Source organism: Amycolatopsis thailandensis, assembly GCF_042723255.1.
GTDB classification, from domain to species: Bacteria; Actinomycetota; Actinomycetes; order Mycobacteriales; family Pseudonocardiaceae; genus Amycolatopsis; species Amycolatopsis thailandensis.
Window position 1 is genome coordinate 1 of the sequence record NZ_JBHXJK010000240.1, and the last position, 7,580, is coordinate 7,580.

The 7,580-nt window shown below is 67.7% G+C and carries 9 protein-coding genes; 7 read left to right on the plus strand and 2 right to left on the minus strand.

The features are described from left to right. The first annotated feature begins 238 nt into the window (after positions 1 to 238). Positions 239 to 652 carry a VOC family protein gene (locus tag ACFWMR_RS41935; protein ID WP_378382423.1) on the plus strand — a complete coding sequence of 138 codons (414 nt, stop codon included), beginning with the start codon at positions 239 to 241 and terminating at the stop codon, positions 650 to 652. Positions 653 to 671: 19 nt separating this feature from the next. Here ACFWMR_RS41935 and ACFWMR_RS41940 read toward each other — a convergent pair whose 3' ends face one another. Continuing rightward, positions 672 to 1,583 (minus strand): SDR family NAD(P)-dependent oxidoreductase, encoded by a 912-nt coding sequence (locus ACFWMR_RS41940; protein WP_378382424.1) that lies wholly within the window; start codon positions 1,581 to 1,583, stop codon positions 672 to 674. After that, positions 1,584 to 2,162, minus strand: a complete 579-nt coding sequence (locus ACFWMR_RS41945) for a TetR/AcrR family transcriptional regulator (RefSeq protein ID WP_378382425.1) — start codon at positions 2,160 to 2,162, stop codon at positions 1,584 to 1,586. Positions 2,163 to 2,352: 190 nt separating this feature from the next. On the opposite strand from ACFWMR_RS41945, the gene ACFWMR_RS41950 reads away from it, so the two are divergent. The 6 genes from ACFWMR_RS41950 (at position 2,353) to trmB (ending at position 7,494) form a co-directional block, all read left to right on the plus strand. Further along, positions 2,353 to 3,291: an ABC transporter ATP-binding protein gene (locus ACFWMR_RS41950; protein ID WP_378382426.1), complete on the plus strand. Its 939-nt coding sequence runs from the start codon at positions 2,353 to 2,355 to the stop codon at positions 3,289 to 3,291. Between the two features lie 38 nt (positions 3,292 to 3,329). After that, the gene (locus ACFWMR_RS41955) at positions 3,330 to 4,061 is read left to right on the plus strand and encodes an ABC transporter permease (RefSeq protein ID WP_093934989.1); all 732 of its coding nucleotides are present in this window, start codon (positions 3,330 to 3,332) and stop codon (positions 4,059 to 4,061) included. Positions 4,062 to 4,216: 155 nt separating this feature from the next. Then, on the plus strand, positions 4,217 to 5,134 hold the full coding sequence (locus tag ACFWMR_RS41960) for an ATP-binding cassette domain-containing protein (RefSeq protein ID WP_093934988.1): 918 nt from the start codon (positions 4,217 to 4,219) through the stop codon (positions 5,132 to 5,134). Beyond that, complete coding sequence (locus tag ACFWMR_RS41965; RefSeq protein ID WP_093934987.1) at positions 5,131 to 5,883, plus strand: hypothetical protein; 753 nt, start codon at positions 5,131 to 5,133, stop codon at positions 5,881 to 5,883. Before ACFWMR_RS41960 ends, ACFWMR_RS41965 begins: the two co-directional genes overlap by 4 nt. Positions 5,884 to 6,043: 160 nt before the next feature. After that, positions 6,044 to 6,595 carry a hypothetical protein gene (locus ACFWMR_RS41970; RefSeq protein WP_093934986.1) on the plus strand — a complete coding sequence of 184 codons (552 nt, stop codon included), beginning with the start codon at positions 6,044 to 6,046 and terminating at the stop codon, positions 6,593 to 6,595. 215 nt (positions 6,596 to 6,810) lie between these two features. Then, positions 6,811 to 7,494, plus strand: coding sequence for a tRNA (guanosine(46)-N7)-methyltransferase TrmB (trmB, locus tag ACFWMR_RS41975; protein WP_378382427.1), 684 nt, complete (start codon positions 6,811 to 6,813; stop codon positions 7,492 to 7,494). Positions 7,495 to 7,580 lie beyond the last annotated feature (86 nt).

Consider the following 7,580-nt stretch of genomic DNA (forward strand, 5'->3'; position numbering starts at 1 on the left):
CGACACACGTGACTGGACGGACGACACGCGACGGGGACTCGGCTGGCGCCGCGTGTCGTCCGTCTGATCACAGGTGCCGTCCATCCGGTCACGCGAAAACCACCGGACCGTAGGTACTCAAGACACGATTGGCTCTAACCGTCCTTGCCACTCACGAGACCCGTCCGGAAAAGTGGTCATTCGGTGAGCACTTTGCGGCGGATCCTTCTTCTCAGTGCCACTACCGGAGGAGAAGGAAATGCTGCGAGGTCTCACCACCACCACGTTCTACGCCGACGACATGGCCGCCGCGATCGAGTGGTACTCGGATCTGTTCGGGATCGAGCCGTACTTCGTCCGCGACGGCCATGACGGGAAGCCGGCGTACGCCGAGTTCCGGATCGGCGACTATCAGCACGAGTTCGGCCTGCTCCGCGGCGACTACCGGCCGTCGACGGCCCAGCCCGGCCCTGGCGGAGCCATCGCGAACTGGGCCGTCGACGACGTCGAGGACGCCTTCGCGAAGCTGCTCGAGAAGGGCGCGAAGGAGTACGAGCCGATCATCGAGCGCGGTCCGGGCTTCGTGACCGCGGCCGTCGTCGACCCCTTCGGCAACGTCCTCGGTGTCATGTTCAACCAGCACTATCTGGACGTGCTGGCCGGGAAGAAGTGACTCCCCGGCCAGCCCGGGCTCAGCGGTAGAGCGAGTGGTCGGCCGTCGCCGTGTCCTTGCCCGCCTCCCGGACTTCGGCCATCCACTTGCCGAAGTCCGGGCGCGAGCCGTCGACGTCGGTCAGGCCGTACTCGTTCATCAGCGTCCACGACGCCAGCGTCTTGCCCGCGAACCGCGACACTTCCGGATCGGTCGCCAGCTTCGCGACACCCCGCCCGAGCAGCGCCGGGGTCTCCGAGATGGCGAAGTCGACCGGGGCGGCCTTGCCCACCGCGTCACGCCAGGTCTCCTCGGTGACCCCGAAGTAGTCGAGCATCGCCTCCGACCGCAGGAAACCCGGCGTGACGGTCATGCCGACGCAGCCGTACTTCTTCAGGTCGGCGCCGAGCGCCCTGCCGATCGCGCGGATCCCGCATTTCGCGAGGAAATACGGGATTCCCGCGCCGACGTACTCGTCGTGGTCGCCGTCGGTGACCTCGATGACGAGTCCGCCCTCCTGCCGGACGACCAGCGGCAGCAGCCGGTGCAGCGCGATCAGATGCGTGTCGATCGCGTTGTGCACCAGCGTGAGCGCGTCGTCGAGGCTGGAGTCCCAGTACGCCCCGTCGAAGTCCGCGAGCGGGTCACCACCCCAGACGTCGTCGATCAGGACGTCGATCCGGCCGTCCACTTCGGACTCGATCCGCGCCTTCAGCGCGTCCACATCGGACACTTCGGTGAAGTCGGTGCGGACGGGGATCCCCCGGCCACCCGCCGCGTCGACGAGCTCCGCGGTGTCCTCGATCGTCTCCGACCGCTTCATCGGCGACTGCCGCTCCCGGGTCGTGCGGCCGGTGACGAACACCGTCCAGCCGAGCCTGCCCAGCTCCACCGCGATCGCCCGGCCACATCCTCGCGTCGCCCCCGTGACGACGGCCACTTTCCGGTCCATTCAGGACGCTCCTTTCCACGCGGTCAGTACCGCGTCCACGTCTTGCCCCATTCGGTCGACGATCCGGCCCTTCGGCCGGATCGACCAATCCAGCGCGGCCCCGTTCGCCACCCCCATCAGCACTCGCGCCGCACGGACGACCCCCGGCGCGCCCGGCAGGTCACGCGCCGCGACCCGCGTCAGCCGCCGTAGTTCCGCTTCCACGGCGGTGAAATGGTCACCCAGCAGGGCGCGGAGGTCCGGATCGCCGATGTCCACTCCCAACTGCCCGAGGTGGTTCGCCGCGGTCTCCGCCGTCCCCAAGCCCTCGTAGATCACGATGACCGCCGCGCGCAGGGCCTCCACGGGGTCGGCCAGCTCGCCGCAATCCCGCATCAGCCCTACGACGGATCGCGTGTTCAACCGGCTCAACGCCTGCAAGAGGCCGTTTTTCGAGCCGAACCGCTGAGCGACCGTGCCGACCGCGACCCCGGCCTCCGCCGCCACCTGGGCCAGCGTGAAACCCGGGCCGACCTTGCCGATCACGGTCCCCGCCGCTTCCAGCAGTCGTTCGTCGGTGATGGTGCGGGGTCTCGCCATGCCATTATTGAACCATGGTTCATTAACCCTGGCGATTCAGGGTCACTCTCAGGGGTGTCACCGATCGCGTACGCCGTCCGGAGACGGCAAGCTACTTCTCAGGTCGGGTACCAGGTTGGCACCTCAGGATGACGCGCTCGGCCACCCACATGGACGACGATTGTTCTCGCAGTCACCGAGGGGAGCAGACATGATCGAGGCAGCGGGCCTCACCAAGCGGTACGGCAAGACACTGGCGGTGAACAACCTTTCCTTCTCCGTCGCGAGCGGGAAGGTCACCGGTTTCCTCGGCCCCAACGGGGCGGGAAAGTCGACGACCATGCGGATGATCCTCGGCCTGGACAATCCGACCTCGGGTCAGGTTCGCATCGGTGGCAAGCAGTACCGCGAGCTGAAGGAGCCGCTGCGGACGGTCGGCGCGCTGCTGGACGCCAAGTGGGTACACCCCAACCGGTCGGCGCGGGCGCACTTGCAGTGGATGGCGAAGTCCAACAAGATCCCGGCGGGCCGGGTCGACGAGGTGCTCGACGTCGTCGGGCTCACCAGCGTCGCCGGAAAGCGCGCCGGCGGGTTCTCGCTCGGCATGTCGCAGCGGCTGGGGATCGCGGCCGCGCTGCTGGGTGACCCGGAGGTCCTCCTCTTCGACGAGCCGGTCAACGGCCTCGACCCCGAGGGCATCCTCTGGATCCGGAAGTTCATGCACCGGCTGGCCGACGAGGGCCGCACGGTGTTCGTCTCCTCGCACCTCCTCTCGGAGATGGCGCTGACCGCGAGCCAGCTGGTCGTGATCGGCAAGGGACAGCTGATCTCCCAGTCCTCCACCGAGGACTTCGTGGCGCGGGCCGCCGAAAACACGGTCAAGGTCCGGTCGCCGCAACTGCCCGCGCTGCGCACTGCGCTGACGCAGGCGAGCGCCCAGGTCAACGACGAGGACCGCGCGATCATCGTGTCCGGTTTGGACAGTGCGAAGATCGGCGAGATCGCCGCGGCCAACCAGATCGTGCTGCACGAGCTCAGCCCGCAGACCGGCTCCTTGGAGCAGGCCTTCATGCAGATCACCGGCGATTCGGTCGAGTACCACACCGGTCTCGAAGCCGAAGCCGCCGAAGTGGTCGCCGCCGCCCAGTAGCCAACACTGCCGCTCACTCTCTCGAGGAAAGAAAAGCCATGACTCTGCTCGCCGTGGAACGCATCAAGCTGTTCACCACACGCTCACCCTGGTGGTGCGCGCTGATCACCCTCGCGGTCGTGATCGGCTTCGCCGCCATCTTCGCCGGGGCCGCCCCGGCGGGTGAGTTCACCGACGTCTCGAACTCCCAGTTCGGCTACGTCTTCGGCATGACCGTGATCATGGTGCTGGCGGCGCTTTCGGTGACCACCGAATACCGCTTCGGCACCATCCGCACCACTTTCCAGGCCGTCCCGAACCGCAAATCGGCACTGCTGGCGAAGACCGGCGTCGTCGCGCTGCTTTCGCTCGTGATCGGCGAGATCGCCGCGTTCGCAGCCTGGGGTCTCGCCTCGATCATGCGGCCGGAAGACCTCATGCTGAACACCACCGCGGAGTGGATCAGCGTCGCCGGTGTCGGCGTCGTGTTCGCGCTCGCCTCGGTGATCGCGGTCGCCGTCGGCATCCTGATCCGGCAGAGCGCCGGCGCCATCTCGCTCCTGCTGATCTACACCCTCGCGGTGGAGAACCTGATCCAGCTGATCCCGAAGGTCGGCAAGGACATCTACGACTGGATGCCGTTCCACGTCGCCGACAGGTTCCTCACCGGTTCGGGTCCCGCCGCCGCGAACGCGCCTTTGAGCCAGGCGGGGTCGCTGGCCTACTTCGCCGGTTTCGCGCTGGTGCTGCTGATCATCTCGCTGGTCGTCGCCGACAAACGCGACGCGTAAGAAAACTTCCGCAGGGGAGAAGGCCGGACGTCCGCTCGGGGGAGCTGGACATCCGGACGGGGAGAAAAAAGGGGAACAAGGACCGGGCCGCCGATCGGGGGGCAGCCCGGTCCTTTCCCCGTTGGTAATGTCGCAATCCACTGGCGGGAGGGTCGATGATCGAGGCCACTGGACTCACGAAGCGTTACGGCGACAAACTCGCCGTGAACGATCTTTCTTTCACCGCCGAAGCGGGCCGGGTGACCGGGTTCCTCGGCCCCAACGGGTCGGGGAAGTCCACCACGATGCGGATGATGCTGGGGCTCGACAGCCCCACGTCCGGCTCGGTGACGATCGACGGCAAGGCCTACCGCGAGCTGCATGATCCACTTCGGACGGTCGGCGGCATGATCGACGCGGCGTGGCGGCATCCCGGACGACCGGCCCGCGAGCATCTGCGCTGGGTCGCCGCCACGAACGGGCTGGCCGACAAGCGGGTCGACGAGGTGCTCCGCCTGGTCGGCCTGGAGTCTGTCGCGCGCAAGCGGGCCGGGCAGTTCTCGCTCGGGATGCTGCAACGGCTCGGGATCGCGACGGCGCTGCTGGGCGACCCGCGGGTGTTGCTGTTCGACGAGCCGGTCAACGGGCTCGACCCCGAGGGCATCGTGTGGATCCGGCAGCTGATGCACGCGCTCGCCGCCGAGGGCCGCACCGTGTTCGTGTCCAGCCACCTGCTGCCGGAGATGGCGCAGACCGCGCAGGACCTCGTGGTGATCGGCCGGGGGAAGCTGATCTATCAGGGGACGATGGAGGACTTCGTCGGCCGCGCGAAGGGCCTCGGCGTGCGGGTCCGCAGCCCGCATCTCGCCGAACTGCGGACGGCGCTGACCGAGAAGGGCGCCGAGTTCCGCGAGGAGGACGGCGCGCTCATCGTGTCCGAAATGGACAGTGATCACCTCGGCGAGCTCGCGTTCGCCGCGGGCGCGACCCTTCACGAGCTGAAGCCGCTCACCGGCTCGCTCGAACAGGCGTACATGGAACTCACCGCCGAAGCCGTCGAGTACGGCGCCGGTGTCCCGGAGGTGGCGCGATGAGCACGGCGAACCTGATCCGCGCGGAGCGGATCAAGCTGCTGAGCACGCGGGCGCCCTGGTGGTGCGCGGCCATCGCGGTGGTGCTCGCGATCGGCTACACCGCGTTGTTCTTCGGTCTGGTGCCGCTGGAGGGACAGGCGACCGTCGCCTCGACGCAGACCGCGAGCAACCTCGGCCGCACCGTGGTGCTCGTGCTCGCCATCCTCGCGGCGGCGACCGAGTTCAACTGGGGCACGATGAAGCTCACCTTCCAGGCGGTGCCGTCGCGCGTACCCGCGCTGGTGGCGAAGGGCGTCGTCGTCGGGGTCTTCTCGGGGCTGATCGGCCTGCTCGTGGGCTTTTGCTCGTGGGGGATCGCGTACCTGGTCAAACCGGCCGCGGATCTCGGACTGCACTCGGGCGCCGACTGGCGCGCGGTGGCCGGCCAGGGACTGACCTTCCTGCTGACCGGTCTCCTCGGGGTCGGCCTCGGCCTGCTGTTCCGCAGTCCCGCGTTCGCCCTCGGGTTCGCGCTGGCCTGGACGCAGGTGATCGAAGGTCTCGTGATCCTGATTCCGCGAGTGGGCGACGACATCTACCAGTGGATGCCGTTCTTCGCGGCGAATCAGTTTTCGGGGCCGGATCTGACGGTTTCGATGCTGAAACTCGACCCGCCGTTGGGGCCGTGGGGTTATTTGGCTTATTTCGGCGGCATCTGCGTGATTGTTTATGCGATCGCGCTGATGATCACCCATCGAAGGGATGCGTGAGCTTTTACCGCGGCCAAAGGAGTTAAGTCCACGTTAAGAGCCTGTGGCTTCTCTCACAGGATGCGGACATACTGTTCCTGACCGGGCGATGCTCGGGATGAGCCGCTTTTTCGGCTCTCGGCCCCGGAGGTGATCCTTGACGGTGGATTCCGGTCAGGGAGTGGAACGCACGATCCCGAAAGCCCGCACGGAAAGTACCCGGCCACGACTCGAGCCCATGCTCGACCTCGAATGGTCCCAAGCGATCGAACTACCCCGAACGGTGGCGTCGGCGACCCGGCCGTCCGATATCCGCCGTGCCTGGGTGCACCGCGCACCCGAAGATCTCGTTGTCGCGCTGTACCGCGCGTCCAGTGGAATGCACGGCGAAATCCCCGCGCCGTGGTGGCTTCGCGCCGTCGTGGAAGGAAGGCTCGAATCGCGGGAACTCGGTTTCCGCATCGAAGATCGGATCTCCGGTCTGCTCGGCAGGCGTCCCGGTTGGGAATTCGTGCCGTGGGCCGCGGACGGTGAATCCGGCTACTGGGAGTTCATGCCTTCCGAACGCGGGGCTTCCGGGCATTCGATCCCGACCACGGTGCTGAACACCAGCCGTCACGACGGCTGGATCGACGTCCTCCCCGCCCATTCCAGTACGACGCCGCCGCCGATCGCGGTCGGCGGATTCGCCGGGCTGCGGTCGCGGCTGGGGGAGTTCGAAGCGGTGCGGTAACCGGCAGGCGGAGCTGAAGGCGCATTCTGGAAATCAGCCAAAAGCCGAACCCGCCCCGGCCGAAGGCCCCGCTATCGCGGTGGCAGGGCGCCCCTCCGACCGAGGCGACGGAGTTTGCCGACGAGCGCCCTGCCGACGTGATCGCGGACGCGGGTTCGCCGGTGAACACAGCCCCCGCGTTTAATGGGCGGGTGGAAAACGAGGACCAGCCACGGATGCGCAGCGTGGTCAGCTATGTCAAACGCGGCGGCCGGATGACCGTCGGGCAGCAGCGAGCCTGGAACGAGCTCTGGCCGTCGCTCGGCCGCACGGTCGGCGAACTGCCCGAAGGCACGGTGGATTTCGACGACTGGTTCGGCAGGCGGGCCCCGGTCATGGTGGAGATCGGCTCGGGCATGGGCGAGACCACGTCCCAGCTCGCGGCCGCCGCGCCGGAACTCAATTACGTCGCGGTCGAGGTGTACGACCCGGGTCTCGGCCAGCTGATGCTGCGCGCGGAGAAGCTCGGCGTGGAGAACCTGCGGCTGATGCACGGTGACGCCGTCGTGCTGCTGACCTCGCATGTCGAGCCGGGTTCGCTGGCCGGGGTCCGGCTGTTCTTCCCGGACCCGTGGCCGAAGAAGCGGCACCACAAGCGGCGGATCGTGCAGCCGGAGTTCGTCTCGCTGGTGGCGTCGCGGCTCGCGCCGGGCGGGACCTTCCACATGGCGACCGACTGGGAGAACTACGCGGAGCAGATGATGGAGGTCTGCTCGGCCGAGCCGCTCCTGCGCAATCCTCACGCCGACGAGCCGGGCGGCTGGGCTCCGCGTCCGGAGTGGCGCCCGGTCACGAAGTTCGAGAACCGCGCCGACGTCGAAGGCCGGATCTCGCACGACCTGATCTTCGAACGCGCCTAGAAACGCCTGAAAGGGCCGGGGGGCGGCGGGCCCCCCGCGCGGGCCCCCCCGCGGCGGTGGGATATTAAAAAAAAACAGCCCACCCC